The following is a 15290-nucleotide window of genomic DNA, read 5'->3' on the forward strand; positions in this document are numbered from 1 at the left end:
TCTGTCCCTCCGCTCTCCGGTTGCAGCCGGGATCCCTTAAGCGCGACCCCCTAGTTATCACGTCAGATAATTCACCGTACGATCGTGTCCAGTGGCTATGTTCCGATTATCAGCGTGGATATCTCGCTAGGCAGTGGTTGATCTGCACCACGGCGACGGCGTTGGTCACACCTGCTAGCGCCGGGTCGAGACGAGGACGCTACGAGTGGCGGCCGTCGTCTCATCGATTACCACATTTCGACGTTTTGGGGCCTGAGACACACATCCTCGGACGAATAGCTATCCATAAGTTATAGGTTGTATTTGCAGTGGCGACAGAGGGAGTATCGAATGCCTATAGAGACGATAACAGAGTAATTATGCGAAACGCTTATACGTGTATTCATCCTACTAATAATTACATTCATGACGGGATACTACGATCTTGTACTCGGTCTCATTCCGGTCGCGCTCGCAGGCATCTCCGGCACGCTCGTGATCGGTGGCATCCCGTTGACCACGGCGATTCCGATGGCGTCTGTCGTCGCGGTCGGCCTGATCGGACACGCGATGTTCGTCCGTGCGCCGGTCGACTCGCCGCCGGCAACCGCGAGCGGATCGGAGTCGGCACAGATCGCAGACTAGGTCCCCGTCGCCACGACGTTTTCTTACCCCCTCGCCTCGAAGGGGGTCGTATGTCCGCTTCCGACGAACCGACGCTGTTCCTGACGAGTGACGAGATCGACGGACTCGCGACGATGCCAGAGTACGTCGAAGCCGTTCGCGACGGCTACCGCGACCGGGGCCACGGTGCGCCGGCACGGCCCAGAACGACGCTGTACGCCGACTCACCGGCCGGAATGCTGACGGGGTACACGGCGATCTTGCCGACGGTGGGCGCGATGGGTGGCTACACCTACGCCGCCGGATTCGGCGGACAGGACGCTCACTTCGTGTTGCCCCTGTTCGACGCCGAAAGTGGCGACCCGCTGGCGGTGTTCGACGGCGCGTCGCTGAACCCCTTCAAGACCGGCGCGACCGGCGGCGTCGCGGTCGACGAACTCGCTCCCCCGCGTGCCGACGACCTCGCGCTGTTCGGGAGCGGGGCACAGGCGCGCGCACAACTGAAGGCCGCCGCCGCGGTCAGAGAACTGGAGCGAGTCGAGGTGTACTCGCCGACCGCCGACAGCCGGATGTCGTTCGCCGCCGAGATGAACGAGCAACTCGACGCGACCGTCGCGGCCGTCGCGTCGCCGTCTGCCGCCATCGAAGGCGCAGACATCGTCGTGACCGCCACGAACGCCAGCGAGCCGGTGTTCGACGGCTCTGAGCTCGAACCGGGAACGCACGTGACGGCGATGGGCCAGTACCACCCCGAGAAGCGCGAGGTCGACGCGACGACGATCGAGCGGGCGACGTACGTCACGGACCTCCGGGATCGGGTCACGAACGACGCCGGTGCGTTCATCCACGCCGTCGAGGAGGGCGTCGTCGACGAGGACCACGTCCACGCCGAACTGGGCGAGATCGTCGCCGGCACGGCGCGAGGCCGAACCAGCGAGGACGAGATCACGCTGTTCGACAGCGGCGGGACGGCCATCGAGACGGTCGCGGCCGCACAGATGCTGTTGGAGCGAGCGCGCGAGCGCGGGCTCGGCGAGGAGATCGAGTTCGCCCCGGCCAGCGAAGCGTTGACCGGACGCTAGACGTACGGTGCGAGCCCGAGCGCGTCGATCAGCGTCAGGCCACTGAGGAGTGCGCCGACGAGGTACCCGCCGATGGTCCCGCCGTTGAGCAGCGGGAGGCCGGCGTGGGCTCGCCCTTTCAGCACCATGCGCATGAGCACGGCGAGCCCGACGAACGAGCCGACCATCGCGGTCAGGGCCGGCAGCGGGATCGACAGCACTTCCGGCGTCCCCTCGCTCGCGAAGTGGGCGGCACTCGCAACGAGCACGGTCGGGATCACCACGTCGCCCAGACCGATGAACAGGGCGTCGCGTTCGAGCGGGCTCTCCTCGGCGACCCCTTCCTCGGAGTCGTCGGCGTCAGCGTCGACAGCGACGCCGCCGTCGCCGTCGGCGACGGGCGTAGCCGCCGTGTCGTCGCTGGCGTCGTCTTGAGCTCCCGTCTGGGCCGTCGCGTCGGGCGTGTCGCTGTCGAGGAAGGAGTACGACAGCGTCAGCGGAATGACGAGGACGACAGGGACCTTCAGGTCCATGACGCCGTTTGCCAGCGTCAGCATGTGTTCGGTACCGTAGACGCTGATCGCGTCGTAGACCGCGAGCACGGTCAACAGGAGCAACGCCGGCAAGACGCCGAAGCTGATGCCGAACAGTCCGGCCCCCGCGGCCCCCATCAGCGCCCCGGCGGTGTCGATGACGTACCACTCCGGATAGACGTACAGGCCGACGCCGATGGCGACCGCGCCGACGAGTGCGATCGCGTTGATCCCCAACACCAGCGGTGCGGGCGGGACGAGGACGCTGAAGACGTACAGCGAGAGCCAGGCACCGGAGCCGACCACCAGCAGCCGGATCAGTTCGTCGACGCCGAGCTTGAACGCCGCGAGCATCACGCCGGTGGCGACGAGGATGGCGACGACGTAGTAGATCGTGTTCGTCGGGTCCTGGGGGTTCTCGACCGGTTCGTACACCTGGTCGAACGGTTCGACGAGGGCCAGGGCGGCCAGCTGGACGAACAGGAAGATCGCGACGACGATCCCGAGCCCCAGAACGACGCGCTTTCGCTCTTCCATGCTCGGGACTCCGTCGCCGCAGGTATGAGGATTTCGGAGCCTACCGGGCGTACAGCCGCTGGCCGACCAGCGTCGGGAGCCGAACCTCGTCGTCGGGCGTGACGGCGACGTACGGGTTCTCGACGGGGCCGAACACGTCGACCACCGAGCCGGCAGTCGTGAGGTCCTCGGTCACGACCTCCGTGCCGAACCCGGGGTAGTCGTCGTCGCCCGTGCGGACGATCGCCAGTCCCTGTGCGATCCGGACGACCTCGCCGACGCGTTTCATGCCCGCAGGGCCTGCAGGTACGCCGCGACGGCACCCAGCAAGTCGCTCTTGGTCGCGTCGTCGGCGTCTTTCACGAGGACGCGCCCCCGCGGTTCGGACTCGCGGGGATACGTCTTCTCGCGTTCGATGACGGCGTCGTAACCGACCTGCTGGACGGCCTTCGCGATCTCGTCGACCGTCGGCTCGGTGACGGCCTGTTCGCGCGAGACACGCCGGCCCTCGTTGCGGGACAGCGCCGCGTCGAGCGCGGCCGGCCAGATGACGTTCTCGACCATACGTGCAGTGGCCGCGTGGGCCTTATGAGCCTTTCCGACGGACGCCGAGTGCGAGCGTCGCGACGAGCGCCAGGGCCGTGCCGACGAGACCGAAGCCGGGGCCGCTCCCGTCGGTCGTCCCGGTGCCACGCTCCGTGACGACATCGGGCGTCGCACTCTCCGTGACGACATCTGGGGTGGCGCTCTCTGTCGGCTCGGTCGTCGTGGCCGTCTCTGGCGTCTCGCTTGCGGTCGCTGCCTCGAAGGCTGTCGGATGGAACGCCTCTGCCATCGCCTCCAGCGCGAGGACGACGCGGGGAGCCGGCTGGCTCACGTAGTTGGCGTCGACGGAGAGCACCTGTTCTCGCTGGACGGCGGTCGTCTCGTTGTACGGCGCACCGGTCGGCTGGGAAGCGTCGGACGGGTAGACGAGCCACTGGGGGTCGCTGTCCGCGACGACCTCGGCGTTGATCGGCTGGTAGCCGGAGAGACCTGCGTCCGCGGCGACGTTCTGGCCGCCCGCGGTCTCGATCAGGTCGTGGATGTGCGTCTCGTTGCCCGTGGTGTACTGGTAGAAGTAGTAGAGGACGCGCGGTCGGTCGCGATCCGAGACCGTCTCTCGGACGGCCTCGACGCGTTCGTCCATCTCCGCGACGGTGTCGGTCGCGCCCTCGCAGTTGCCGGTGAGCCGACCGACGGTCTCGGTGTTGTTCGCGATGTCGTCCAGATCGGTCGCCAGCGGGAAGTGATACACCGTCAGCCCCGTGTTCCGGAGCTGCTGGACGGTGTCGCTGCGAGTCGCGTTGGCCGCCAGCACGAGGTCCGGGTTCGCCCCGACGACGGCCTCCACGTCGGTCGTCCCGTCGTCGTTGGTCACGTCCGTTCGGTTCCCGGTGTCGTTCAGGTACGCCGTGTTGGCGTTCTGGGGCAGACCGACGACCTGGTCGCGCGCGCCGATCTCCCACATCGTCTGGGCGTCACTGGGCTGGAGCGCGACGACGCGGTCGGGTACTTCGTCTACGCGCACCTCCGTGCCTGTCGCGTCGGTCGTCGAGTGAGGGAACTCACAGCCGTCGCTCTGTACGTCGCTCGTGGCCGCCGTCACCGGGACGGCGACGCCAGCGATCACGAGCACTGCCGCCAGCGCCATCGCACTGAGTCGTCTCATCGTGTTGTCGGTCCGGACGAACACAATAAGTTCTTGTCTATCCCAACTGTGGTTGGAAGCGTGTCGTCCCGTCACTGGCTCGTCTTCTCGCTGCTGTCCGCGATCTTGCTGGCGACGGTACTGACGAGTGCGACGATCGGGCCGGTCTCGATCGACCTGCCGACGGTCGCGAAGGCGGCGACCAACGCCGTCGGCGTCCCGGTCGGCCTCGCCCTGGAGAGCGAGCACACCGGACTGTTCGGCGTCGAGTTCTCGCTGCCCGTCCCGTCGGCCGAGTACCGTTACCCCTTCGCATTCGACGTGCCAGAGACAAGCGAGACGATCGTGCGCCAGATCCGCCTGCCACGGATCGTCCTCGGTGCCGTCGTCGGCTTCGCGCTGGCGGCTGCCGGCACCGTCATGCAGGGGTTCTTCCGGAACCCGCTGGCGGACCCGTCGATCATCGGCGTCTCGTCTGGCGCGGCCGTCGGCGCGGTCGCCGCGATCGTCTTCGCCGTCGCCCTCCCGCTTCCCGTGATGGCGTTTGCCGGCGCGTTGCTGGCCGCCTTCGGCGTCTACGCGATCGCGACCCAGAACGGCGAGACGCCGGTCGCGACGCTCCTGCTTGCCGGCGTCGCCGTCCAGACGTTCCTCGGTGCAGTCATCTCCTACATGCTCGTCCAGTCGGGCGAGAGCCTCCGCGAGGCGGTCTTCTGGCTGATGGGTCACCTCCACAACAGCACCTGGGCGGAGGTCGAGGCGACGCTGCCCGTGGCCGTGCTCGCCGTCGGCGTCCTCTACGCCTACGCCCACGATCTGAACGTCCTGCTGATGGGCGAGGCCGACGCCCACGCGCTGGGGATCGAAGTCGAGCGAACCAAGCGAATCTTGCTCGCGCTGGCGAGTGTCGTCACCGCGGCCGCCGTCGCGGTCACGGGCGTCATCGGCTTCGTCGGGCTCGTCGTCCCCCACGTGATGCGCCTGCTGGTCGGCCCCGACCACCGGATTCTCCTGCCGACCAGCGCGCTCGCTGGCGCGTCGTTTCTCGTCGCCGCCGACACGCTCGCACGCAGCGGCGCGGTTGAAGTGCCGGTCGGGATCGTCACCGCCGCCATCGGCGCGCCCTTCTTCCTGTACTTGCTCCGGCGACGGGAGGTCCACACCGTATGATCGAAGTCGAATCCGTCGACGTGTCGCTGGGGGGCACGGAGGTATTGCGTGACGTGTCACTGCGAGTTCCGGCCGGCGAGTTCGTCGGACTCGTCGGTCCGAACGGCGCGGGCAAGACGACGCTGTTGCGCACGGTCAACGGCGCGATCGATCCCGACGCAGGGCGGGTCCTCGTCGACGGGGATCGGATGGACGACCTCTCCTCGCGGGCCGGGAGCCGCCGCGTCGCGACGGTCCCCCAGGACACCGGAACGCGGTTCGCGTTCAGCGTCGCGGACGTCGTCGCGATGGGGCGGACCCCACATCGCTCGCGTTTCGGTTCCGACGGTGACGGCGACGACGCCGTCGAGCGCGCGCTCGAACGCACGTCGACCGCGTCGTTTCGCGACCGGCGGATCAGCACGCTCAGCGGGGGCGAGCGCCAGCGCGTCTTCGTCGCTCGTGCGATCGCTCAGGAGGCACCGGCGCTCGTCCTCGACGAGCCGACGGCCAGTCTCGACGTGAACCACGCGACACGGACGCTCTCGCTCGTGCGCGAACTCGTAGAGAGCGGTCGCGCCGTGCTGGGAGCGATCCACGATCTGGAGGCCGCCGCACGCTTTTGCGACCGCCTGGTCATGCTCGCGGACGGCGAGGTCGTCGCGTCGGGCGAGCCGGCCGACGTGCTCACGGCAGACGCACTGGCGACGAGTTTCGACATGGAGAGTGTCGTCACGCGAAACCCGGTCACCGGCACGCCGACGGTGACACCGCTGTCGGACACCGGCGAGGAGGAGCGGTCCGTCCACGTGCTGGGTGGCGGGCACGTCGGTGCGACAGTCGTCGCGCGCCTCCACGCTGCCGGCTTCGCTGTCACCGCGGGCCCGGTACCGGAGGGAGACGAACTGCTCGGCGTGAGCGAGCGACTGGACGTGCCGACCGAGACCGTCCCGCCGATGTCGGCGCTGGACGGGTCGACGCTCGCAGCGGCGGGCGAGCGGATCGACGAATCCGACGTGACGGTGCTCGCCGACCTCACGCTGACGCCGGACGGGGGACTGCTCGATCTCGCCACAGAGGCGGGGCGGACCGTCGTCGTCGAGGAGCGATCTCTCGACGAGCGCGACCGCGCTGGCAGGGACCAGCGGCGTCGCTACGAACGACTCCGCGAGCGAGCCACTACGAGCGGGGTCGACGACGTGGCGGCGACCGTGCGGTCGGTCGAGACAGATGCCGGCCGACACGTTAGCCGTCGAGGGATATAGACTTACATGGGGCGACCTGCAAGCGTCGGACGCTATGGTCAACAAAGCCATCGTGGGGATTCTCGTCCTCATCGTCCTGACGTCGCTCGGCGTCGGGGTGTTGATCGGGACGCAACTCGGTGGCGGCGACGCGACAGCGGTCCCCGATACCGACGCCAGTGACGGCTCCGCCACGGGGGGTGGCGGTGACGCCACGACGTCGACAGCGACAGCCTCCAACGAGACGGCGACGGCCGTCGAATCGACGGAGACGGCGACCGCGACCGCGACGCCGGTCCAGACGACGGTCCCCGCCCGCGAGTTCGACAGCGAAGCGATCGAGCGAGAGGTACTCGCAACCATCAACGAGAAGCGCACGGAACGGGAACTCGAAACGTTCAGGAACGACACCACCACCTGGCAGCGGCTCCAGACGATGGTCCGATCGCACAGCCAGGCGATGGCCCAGGAGCGGAGTGTGACGTTCTCGGCCGGTGGCAACAGTAGCTCCGACCGGTACGAAAACGCGGGCCTGTACGGTCGCTGTCAGTATCAGGACCCCGAGACCGGCGACATCATCCGACCGAGCAACAGCTTCCAGGCCATCGGAAGCACAGTTGCGGGGCAGCCCTACCAGGAAGACGGACAGCGTCGGTTCAACGGGAACGAATCACAGGTCGCGACGACGCTCGTCGAGAACTGGTTCGACTCGTCGACCTACCGACCGTCGCTGATCAACAGGGGCGTCGAGTTGCTGGCCGTCGGCGTCACGGTCACCGACGACGGCACGGTGTACGCGGCGACGGCGATCTGCGAGTAGCCGGCCAGTCTCGCCCGCGAACGGCCATCGGTCCCTTTCTGTCCGCCCGTGACGCGTCCAGGAGTCGCCGCCGAGTCGCGACCCGAGCCACCGATAGTGTTATGTGGTACCGATACACATGGTTAGACGGTAACGACAGATGACTACTCCAGGAGTCGACTGGATGGAACCCAACGACGGCGACATCCTCGCGACGCTTTCACGGACGGGACCGGAGTACGGGCCGGTGATCGCGTACCAGCTCGGCATGGACAACGCACAGTTCGAGCGGTACTGCGAACGGCTCGCGGCCAACGACGTGCTCGAACGGGTCTCGGAGGAGCCGCTGTATCGATTGACCGCACGCGGACAGCAGCTGGTCGATCGGAGTCCCGAGTCTGCCCGGGACCGACTCGCAGTCGAGTGAGCCTCCGCTCGTCGCTGTCGCACGGTCGATCGCCGTCCCGTGAGGGTGGCTGCGGCGCTTCTCGCTGCTCGACGGTGACGGCGATCGATGCCCAGTCGTCGCCAGCTTACGCTTCCTTTCGCTCCCAGAGGACCAGGGCAGTCATCGTCTGGACGGGCGCTCCGTCGTCGTTCGTGGTTTCGATCGCGACGTGAACGAGGCCGCGGCTCTCGTCCCACGGTTCGGTCTCGACGATCTCCGTCTCGACGGTCAGAACGTCGCCCGGCTCGACCGGATTTCGCCAGCGGAGTTCGTCGACGCCGGCCGCACCGAGCGCGCGGGACGACGCGATGTACTCGTCGACGAGCAGTCGCATCGTCATCGCGGCAGTGTGCCACCCGCTCGCGACGAGCCCCCCGAACATCGACTCTCGGGCCGCGTCGGCGTCGGTGTGAAACGGCTGGGGATCGTACTGCTCGGCGAACGAGACGATCTCGTCTTCGGTGACCTCGTAGCGACCGAACGACTCCGTGTGCCCGACCGTGAGCTCCTCGAAGTACTCCATACCCAGAGGAGAGACCGCCGGGAGAAAAAGCCACCTCGTCGGCGCTCCCCACTCAGGTGAGAAAGGTCGTCGCGAAGAGAGCCGACAGTGTCAGGAAGACTGCTGGTCCTCGACCCAGTTCTGGTACTCGTCCTGCGGGAGGACGCGCACTTCACCGAGCATCTGTGAGTGTCCCGAGCCACAGTATTCGGCACAGTACAGCTGGTAGGTGCCGGTCTCGGTGACGCGTGTCTGGATCGTGTTGTGCTGTCCGGGCATGGCGTCCTGTTTCAGCGCGAGTCCCGGAACGTGGAAGGCGTGGAGCCAGTCCGTCGAGGTGACGGAGAGCCGGACCGTCCGGTTGGCCGGCAACACCAAGGTGCCGCCGTTGCTCAGCCTGTTGTCGGCGCTGTACTCCTGGGACGTGTTGGCGGCGGTGCCGTTGTAGTTGAACGTCCAGGCGTACTTCTGGGCCACCACTTCGACTTCGAGTGGTTCCTCGCTGGTGTCGAGTTGCTGTGTCGACTGGGCGGTGACCATCGGTTCGGCCATGACCTGATACGACGCGACGCCGACGAACAGGAGGATGATCGCGGTTGCGACCGTCCAGGTGATTTCGAGGCGTCGGTTCTCCATCGTCGGAAGCGGCTCGTCGTTCTTGCTGAACCGCCACACGGTGTAGATCAGGATGCCCTCGACCAGCACCGTGATCGGGATCGCGACGTACAGGAGACTCATGTTGAGCCCCCAGATGAGTTCCGACGTCTCCGAGGCAGACGTCTGGGCGACGGCCGGCTGTGTCAGGGCGGCGAACACGATCGCCCCGAACAGCGCGACGAGCCCGACTCGATGTCTCTTCATGCGTATTCGCCGCTTAGTATTTCGGAGGTAAATAGCTGCTGTCTTGAGCCAGTGGCCCACCGCCGCGGCCGGGGTTCGAGGCGGTCGGGCCACGCCGAGCGTGCGCCACGGTCGGGTCAGTGATCGCGGGCGAATCAGGGGGTCTAAGTGCAGGCATCCATAGGTTCCACCAAGGAGACAACGAACGATGAACGGCCGCCGCCCACGGTTCACGACGATGCTCGCCGCGAGTGCGGTTGGCGTCTACCTGCTGGTCGTCGCTGGCGCGACGACTTCGATCGCCGACGCCGTCCACGCCTGTTCGACGTGGCCGACGTGTGAAGGGCCGATTCTCGGAGACGTGGGGCTCGCGATCGCCTGGACCCACAGGCTGCTCGCGGCCGCGGTCGGTGCGCTGGTCGTCGTCGCAGCCGTCGTCGGCGTCCGGACCGGTGCCAGACGACGGGTCCTGGGGACGCTGGCGGTCGCGCTCGTCCTCTATCCCGTCCAGATCGCGCTCGGCGCGTTCGTCGCACTCAACGGCGCTGCCGCGCCGTTCCCGGGTGCCCACCTCGCGACGGGCATGGCGATCTTCGCCGCCCTCGTGGGCGCGCTGGCGTGGCAACTGGAAGCCGAGACGGGGACCGACGACGAGACGCCCGTAACCGAGACGATCGAGGTGCCCGAGATCGACGACGACGAGCCCGAGGGGCCGCCGATCGGCGCGCTCTCGACCCGCGAGCGCATCACCGCGACCGCGTTCGCGTACTTCCGACTGATGAAGCCCCGGCTGATGTGGCTGCTCTGTCTCGTCGCGGCGGCCGGGATGGCGCTGGCGGCCGCACACGTCGCCACCGGCCCGGCGAACCCGAGCCTCGCCACGTCGACGATCCTGCTGACCCTCGGTGGCGGCGTGCTCGCGATCGGGGCCTCGGGGACGTTCAACCACGTCCTCGAACGCGACATCGACAAGCGGATGGACCGAACGTCCGACCGACCGATCGCGACCCACCAGCTCCCGGTCCGGAACGCGCTGGCCTTCGGGATCGCGCTGGCCGTGGCCTCCCTCGCACTGTTCTGGCAGGTCAACGCGATCGTGGCCGCGCTCGGACTGGCGGCGATCCTGTTTTACAGCGTCGTCTACACGCTCGTCCTCAAGCCCAACACCGTCCAGAACACCGTCATCGGCGGGTTCGCCGGATCGCTGCCCGCGCTGATCGGCTGGGTCGCCGTCACCGGGAGCTTCGACCTGCCCGGACTCGCACTGGCGGGCATCATCTTCCTGTGGACGCCCGCCCACTTCTACAACCTCGCACTGGCGTACAAGGAAGACTACGCCAAGGGCGGCTTCCCGATGATGCCGGTCGTCCGCGGCGAGACCGAGACGCGAAAACACATCGTCTACTACCTCGGCGCGACGCTGATCGCGGCCGGCGTCATGGTCTCGATCACGTCCCTCGGCGCGCTGTACACCGTGACGACGGCGCTGCTCGGTGCCGTCTTCCTGTGGGCGGTCGTCCGGCTCCACCGCGAACGGACCGAGCAGGCGGCCTTCCGGGCGTTCCACGCCTCGAACGCCTACCTCGGGGCGCTGCTGATCGCGATCGTCGTGGACGCACTCGCAGTATGAACACCACTACGTACTCGATCGACCGGTTCGAACTCGACCGGGGCACGCTCCTGTGGGGATTGCTGGTCCTGAACACGGAACTGCTGTTGATCCTGGGCTACGTCTTCCTCGGCGACAGTCAGGTCACCGGCGTCGAGCCGCTCGTGATCCCGTTCGTCTGGATCAACGTCTCGCTGTGGGTCTTCGCGCGTGCGGAGGTCCCGCGAACGTCGGACCGCCAGCGGGTGATCGGGCTCGTCGTCGCGGTGGCGTACTTCGGAGTCCTCACCTACTTCGGCGGGCTCTGGGGCACGGGTGTCCCGGAGTTTCCGACGCAGTTCCGGGTCGCGTGGTTCTCGCTGCCACCGGGCTGGGCACCGGCCGTGCTGCTCAACAGCGATCTCCTCCGCGTGAGCGTCATCCCCTACCAGCTGGTGGGCTATCTCGCGCTCGCGTACCTGGTGTACGCGACAGTGCTGGACGCCGCCGGTTCGGCGATCACGGGCGTGCTGGGACTGCTCTCGTGTGTCTCCTGCTCGTGGCCGATCCTCGCGTCGGTCTTCTCGACGGTACTGGGCGGCTCCGCGGCGCTGGCCGGCGAACTGTACGATCAGTCCTACCTGCTCTCGACGGTCGTCTTCCTCGTGACGATCGCGCTGCTGTACTATCGTCCGGGCTGGCAGCGCGGCTATAGTAGCCATTGAAAGTCAATGCACACCCGATCGCACGACAGCAGTGCGATCGGTGTGTAAATCGTTTCAATTGTTACTATAGAACGGGAGCTCTACGTCCACCGGTCGCGGGCGAATAGCGACCGTCGTGAGCCATCCCTGAACGCGTGCGAGCAGGTTACAGAGGTGCAACGAGAGGATGCCGAGCACTGCGCCTCCGGCGGAGACGGCGAGGGCCTCTCGCAGCGTCGTCACCTGCCAGGAGGTGATGGTAAAGGGCAGCGTGATCACGGCCGCACCGTCCCAGAACTGGACGACGTAGGACAGCGAGAAATCCACGGGACCGGTCAGGTAGAAGCCAATCGAGGTCGTGTCGTAGTACAGCGGTGCCAGCAGGAGACTCGCGACGAGGACGAAAAGCACCGTCAACACGACGAACGTCACGACGCCGACGACGAACTTCGCAGCCAGGTAGGCGATGCCGACCCACGTCCCGAGGTCGGTGATCGGCTGCCTGACGTAATCGCGCCAGTCGTCGGCCTCGGTGTCTCGATCCAGCGGGATCGAACGGTCCAGCAGCCGACAGGCCAGCCAGCGTTCGAAGACGAGGAGCCGATCGGAGACGACGAGGACGCCGATCAGGACCGGGAGGCCGACGACGACCGAGAGCAGCGTGACGCCGAGTGGAACGCCGGCAACGAGCAGCGTGAAGTAGAACAGGCCAAGCGGGAACGTCAGCGCCAGATAGAGGAGGTTCTTGTAGGTCTGTGCGCGTACGACGACACCGAGGACCGGCGAGGACGACAGCGAATGTCCCTGGATGTGTCGGGACCGGAGACTCATACCGAGATGTATCAATGGGACAATGCAAAAAACTACTCTTTTCCGGGCTCCACGCGAGGTGTCCGTATGAGCACCGTCGAAATCGAGTACTGCGTTCCGTGTGGCTTCCGTCAGCGAGCGATCGAGATGAGCGAGGCGATCCTCAACGGCTGTGAGCGCGAGCTGGACGAGCTGTCGCTGGTGATGGGCGACCACGGCGTGTTCCGGGTCGCCGTCGACGGCGAGACCGTGTACGACAAGGCCGAGGACAGCGCCGAACTCGACGAGGTCGTCCGGACGGTTCGGTCGGCACTGTGAGCGAGGTGCGTGTCGCTTTCGGACCCGCGTAATACACCCCGACCGAGCAACAGTGACGAGTCGAAGCGTCTTTCGGCGACAGGACCGGACCACAGCGTATGGACGAGGTACTGGTCGCCGAGGACGTACACCGCAAGTACGGCGACACGGTCGCGGTCGACGGCGTGTCGCTGTCGCTGGGTGCGGGAGAGGTGTTCGCGCTGGTCGGCCCCAACGGCGCTGGAAAGACGACGCTCGTGCGAGCGCTGACGGGGACGACCGACGCGGCGGGACGAGTCGAACTGTTCGGCCAGTCGCCGACGGCAGTCGACAGGGATCGGATCGGGCTGCTCCCACAGGACTTTACGCCACACGAGCGGCTCACGGCGACGGAGCTCGTCTCGTACTACGCCGGACTCTACGACGACGCTCGCTCCGTCGAGGACGTGCTCGCGGACGTTGGTCTCGAAGACGACGCCGACACCTGGTACGAGGAACTGTCCGGCGGCCAGCGTCGGCGGGCCTGCGTCGCGACGGCGCTGATCAACGACCCCGACTTGCTCGTGCTCGACGAGCCGACGACGGGGATCGATCCGGCGGGCCGGCGCTCGCTGTGGCGACTGCTCTCTGGGCTGGCCGACCGCGGCGTGACGATCCTCGTGACGACCCACTACATGGAGGAAGCCCACCGACTGGCCGATCGGGTCGGGCTGCTGGCTGACGGTTCTCTCGTCGCGGTCGACAGTCCCGAGGCGCTCGTCGCCGAGTACGGCGGACAGCGAACGCTGACGGTCGGTGGGACGTTCGACCCGTCGGTCACGCAGACGCTTGATCGACCGGCCGAGGTCGGCGAGGACCGGCTGGTCGTGTTCGACGTCGACCCCGCGGAGATCGGCGACGTGATCGCGACGCTCGACGGGGCCGGCGTCGAGTACGACGAACTCGCCTGGAGCGAGCCCGATCTGGAGGACGCTTACCTCGAACTGACTGGGGACGCCGTCCGTGCGGTCCAGGGCGGTGCGGGTCGCCCGGCGACGGCAGTCGGAGGTGAGCAGTCGTGAGCCGCGTCGGTCGGATCGGTGCGGAACTCACGGCCGCCCGGAAGGCCTTCCTGCGGCGACGGACAGCCGTCTTCTTTACGTTCTTCTTCCCGCTGTTGATCGTCGTGATCTTCGGAGCGCTGGTCCAGACCAGACCCGGCGACGGCGGGCTGTTCACCGAGTCCCCGGCCTTCTACGTGCCGGGCTATCTCGCGGTCGTCGTCCTCTTTACCCCGCTGTCCCGCGTCGGTAGCGAGGTCGCGCGACACCGCGACGGCAACCGCTTCGAGAAGCTCGCCACGACGCCGCTGACCCGCCCCGAGTGGCTGGTCGGTCAGAGCCTCGTCAACGTTGGCGTCATCGGCCTCGCCAGTCTGCTCGTGCTGGGCGTGATGGTGCTGTTGACCGGTGCGTCGATCGTGGTGACCCCGGCGACGGTCGTGCTCACGGCGCTGTTCGTCGCGGTCGGCGTGGCGCTGTTCTGTGGTGTGGGGGCGTTGCTGGGAAGCTACGCCGACTCACAGGACGGCGTCATCGCGGCCTCCAACGGGATCGCGCTTCCCTTGCTCTTCCTCTCGGAGACGTTCGTCCCGACGAGCCTGCTGCCGGGATGGCTCCCGACGTGGCTCTCGCCGCTGACGTACTTCTCGCGGGGCGTCCGGGCGGTCGCGACGCGGGGCGACGTGGCCGGCGGCGTCGAACACCTCGCGGTGCTCGCCGCAGTCGGTGTCGTGGTCTTCTTCGCCGGTGCGCTCGCGCTGCCCCGGACGGACTGACCGGAACAGAGCCACGCCGCTGGGACGCTACCGCGGCTGCCACATGTAGATGTGGTTCAACATGACGTAGGTCACCAGGCCGAGAAAGAGGCTCAGCGACCACGCGGCGGCCGCGATGCGTCCCACGCGGGCGTGGATCGTCTCTCGGAGCTCTGCCGGCGAGTGGGTCAGGCCGAGCACGACGGCGTGTAACACGACCGGGACCGAGACGGCCGACAGGAGGATGTGGACCGCGAGCATCGCGATGTAGGCTCCCCAGACGACACCCTCGGCGAGGATCTCCTTCTCGAAGCCCGCCCCGACCTTCGTGAGATAGAGCACGAGAAAGAGCATGATGAGCCCGAAGGCGGTGAGCATCGCCGCCCGGTGTTTCTGGACCGCGTCGTTCCTGATGAAGTAGACGCCCGCGAGGATCGAACAGAGCGCGAAGAAGTTGACGACGGCGATGGCGTCCCCGAGCAGGATGACCGCGTCCGTCGAGATCTCGGGCAAGGGGAGCGTCCCGGTGAACGCACCGGCGACCAGCGCGTATCCGATCAGCGACAGGACGGCCGTGACCGCACGCGGTCGAGCACGAGCGCGCGACTGGAGTTGTGCGACTGCCATTGTTCGATCTCGGTCCTGCAGCGTGTTTGTGCTTTCCGGTCGCCCCGGATCGGGGGTGCCAGCCACCGTCAGAGTGAAACCGGT

Annotated in this window: 19 protein-coding genes; 11 read left to right on the top strand and 8 right to left on the bottom strand. The window is 67.2% G+C overall.

The window, feature by feature from the left end:
* Positions 1–405: 405 nt before the first annotated feature.
* Together AC5FRZ_RS10995 and AC5FRZ_RS11000 are read left to right on the top strand one after the other, a co-directional pair.
* A complete protein-coding gene (locus tag AC5FRZ_RS10995; protein WP_015763733.1) occupies positions 406–624 on the top strand; it encodes a DUF8015 family protein in 219 nt (72 codons plus the stop codon).
* Positions 625–674: 50 nt separating this feature from the next.
* On the top strand, positions 675–1685 hold the full coding sequence (locus AC5FRZ_RS11000) for an ornithine cyclodeaminase family protein (RefSeq protein ID WP_170094798.1): 1011 nt from the start codon (positions 675–677) through the stop codon (positions 1683–1685).
* On the opposite strand, the gene AC5FRZ_RS11005 is transcribed toward AC5FRZ_RS11000, so the two are convergent.
* Genes AC5FRZ_RS11005 through AC5FRZ_RS11020 form a run of 4 tightly spaced genes read right to left on the bottom strand, consistent with a single transcriptional unit; the run spans position 1682 to position 4424 of the window.
* Positions 1682–2734 (bottom strand): presenilin family intramembrane aspartyl protease PSH, encoded by a 1053-nt coding sequence (locus tag AC5FRZ_RS11005; protein WP_170094799.1) that lies wholly within the window; start codon positions 2732–2734, stop codon positions 1682–1684. The two genes, AC5FRZ_RS11000 and AC5FRZ_RS11005, sit on opposite strands and share 4 nt — an antisense overlap.
* Before the next feature lie 40 nt (positions 2735–2774).
* Complete coding sequence (locus AC5FRZ_RS11010; protein ID WP_170094801.1) at positions 2775–3002, bottom strand: H/ACA ribonucleoprotein complex subunit GAR1; 228 nt, start codon at positions 3000–3002, stop codon at positions 2775–2777.
* The gene (srp19, locus tag AC5FRZ_RS11015; RefSeq protein WP_170094803.1) at positions 2999–3277 is read right to left on the bottom strand and encodes a signal recognition particle subunit SRP19; all 279 of its coding nucleotides are present in this window, start codon (positions 3275–3277) and stop codon (positions 2999–3001) included. The genes AC5FRZ_RS11010 and srp19 overlap by 4 nt, the downstream gene beginning before the upstream one ends.
* A 22-nt stretch (positions 3278–3299) precedes the next feature.
* A complete protein-coding gene (locus AC5FRZ_RS11020) occupies positions 3300–4424 on the bottom strand; it encodes a PGF-CTERM-anchored ABC transporter substrate-binding protein (protein WP_493564596.1) in 1125 nt (374 codons plus the stop codon).
* Positions 4425–4484: 60 nt separating this feature from the next.
* Between AC5FRZ_RS11020 and btuC the strand changes: the two genes are divergently transcribed.
* The 4 genes from btuC to AC5FRZ_RS11040 all read left to right on the top strand — a co-directional run bounded on the left by btuC (position 4485) and on the right by AC5FRZ_RS11040 (position 8022).
* Positions 4485–5573, top strand: a complete 1089-nt coding sequence (gene btuC / locus AC5FRZ_RS11025) for a vitamin B12 ABC transporter permease BtuC (RefSeq protein ID WP_170094807.1) — start codon at positions 4485–4487, stop codon at positions 5571–5573.
* Entirely contained in the window at positions 5570–6817 is a 1248-nt protein-coding gene (locus AC5FRZ_RS11030; protein ID WP_493564597.1) for an ATP-binding cassette domain-containing protein, read from the top strand. Before btuC ends, AC5FRZ_RS11030 begins: the two co-directional genes overlap by 4 nt.
* 34 nt (positions 6818–6851) lie before the next feature.
* A complete protein-coding gene (locus AC5FRZ_RS11035; protein ID WP_372480629.1) occupies positions 6852–7616 on the top strand; it encodes a CAP domain-containing protein in 765 nt (254 codons plus the stop codon).
* Between the two features lie 139 nt (positions 7617–7755).
* Positions 7756–8022: a hypothetical protein gene (locus tag AC5FRZ_RS11040; protein ID WP_244256725.1), complete on the top strand. Its 267-nt coding sequence runs from the start codon at positions 7756–7758 to the stop codon at positions 8020–8022.
* A 106-nt stretch (positions 8023–8128) separates the two neighbouring features.
* On the opposite strand, the gene AC5FRZ_RS11045 is transcribed toward AC5FRZ_RS11040, so the two are convergent.
* Both AC5FRZ_RS11045 and coxB read right to left on the bottom strand, forming a co-directional pair.
* Complete coding sequence (locus AC5FRZ_RS11045) at positions 8129–8566, bottom strand: MaoC family dehydratase (protein ID WP_170094813.1); 438 nt, start codon at positions 8564–8566, stop codon at positions 8129–8131.
* Between the two features lie 90 nt (positions 8567–8656).
* A complete protein-coding gene (gene coxB / locus AC5FRZ_RS11050) occupies positions 8657–9406 on the bottom strand; it encodes a cytochrome c oxidase subunit II (protein WP_170094815.1) in 750 nt (249 codons plus the stop codon).
* Between the two features lie 187 nt (positions 9407–9593).
* On the opposite strand from coxB, the gene cyoE reads away from it, so the two are divergent.
* A complete protein-coding gene (gene cyoE / locus AC5FRZ_RS11055) occupies positions 9594–11015 on the top strand; it encodes a heme o synthase (RefSeq protein WP_493564598.1) in 1422 nt (473 codons plus the stop codon).
* Positions 11012–11698, top strand: a complete 687-nt coding sequence (locus tag AC5FRZ_RS11060) for a DUF7546 family protein (RefSeq protein WP_493564599.1) — start codon at positions 11012–11014, stop codon at positions 11696–11698. The genes cyoE and AC5FRZ_RS11060 overlap by 4 nt, the downstream gene beginning before the upstream one ends.
* A 54-nt stretch (positions 11699–11752) precedes the next feature.
* Here AC5FRZ_RS11060 and AC5FRZ_RS11065 read toward each other — a convergent pair whose 3' ends face one another.
* The gene (locus tag AC5FRZ_RS11065) at positions 11753–12508 is read right to left on the bottom strand and encodes a sensor domain-containing protein (RefSeq protein WP_493564600.1); all 756 of its coding nucleotides are present in this window, start codon (positions 12506–12508) and stop codon (positions 11753–11755) included.
* Positions 12509–12574: 66 nt separating this feature from the next.
* Between AC5FRZ_RS11065 and AC5FRZ_RS11070 the strand changes: the two genes are divergently transcribed.
* The 3 genes from AC5FRZ_RS11070 (at position 12575) to AC5FRZ_RS11080 (ending at position 14600) form a co-directional block, all read left to right on the top strand.
* The gene (locus tag AC5FRZ_RS11070; RefSeq protein ID WP_153553847.1) at positions 12575–12805 is read left to right on the top strand and encodes an Rdx family protein; all 231 of its coding nucleotides are present in this window, start codon (positions 12575–12577) and stop codon (positions 12803–12805) included.
* Positions 12806–12903: 98 nt separating this feature from the next.
* Positions 12904–13845 carry an ABC transporter ATP-binding protein gene (locus tag AC5FRZ_RS11075; RefSeq protein WP_372480625.1) on the top strand — a complete coding sequence of 314 codons (942 nt, stop codon included), beginning with the start codon at positions 12904–12906 and terminating at the stop codon, positions 13843–13845.
* Positions 13842–14600, top strand: coding sequence for an ABC transporter permease (locus tag AC5FRZ_RS11080; RefSeq protein ID WP_208626385.1), 759 nt, complete (start codon positions 13842–13844; stop codon positions 14598–14600). Before AC5FRZ_RS11075 ends, AC5FRZ_RS11080 begins: the two co-directional genes overlap by 4 nt.
* 27 nt (positions 14601–14627) lie before the next feature.
* Here AC5FRZ_RS11080 and AC5FRZ_RS11085 read toward each other — a convergent pair whose 3' ends face one another.
* Positions 14628–15206 carry a DUF420 domain-containing protein gene (locus tag AC5FRZ_RS11085; protein ID WP_170094829.1) on the bottom strand — a complete coding sequence of 193 codons (579 nt, stop codon included), beginning with the start codon at positions 15204–15206 and terminating at the stop codon, positions 14628–14630.
* Positions 15207–15290: the final 84 nt, after the last annotated feature.

Source organism: Halomicrobium sp. HArcht1-1 (assembly GCF_058933285.1).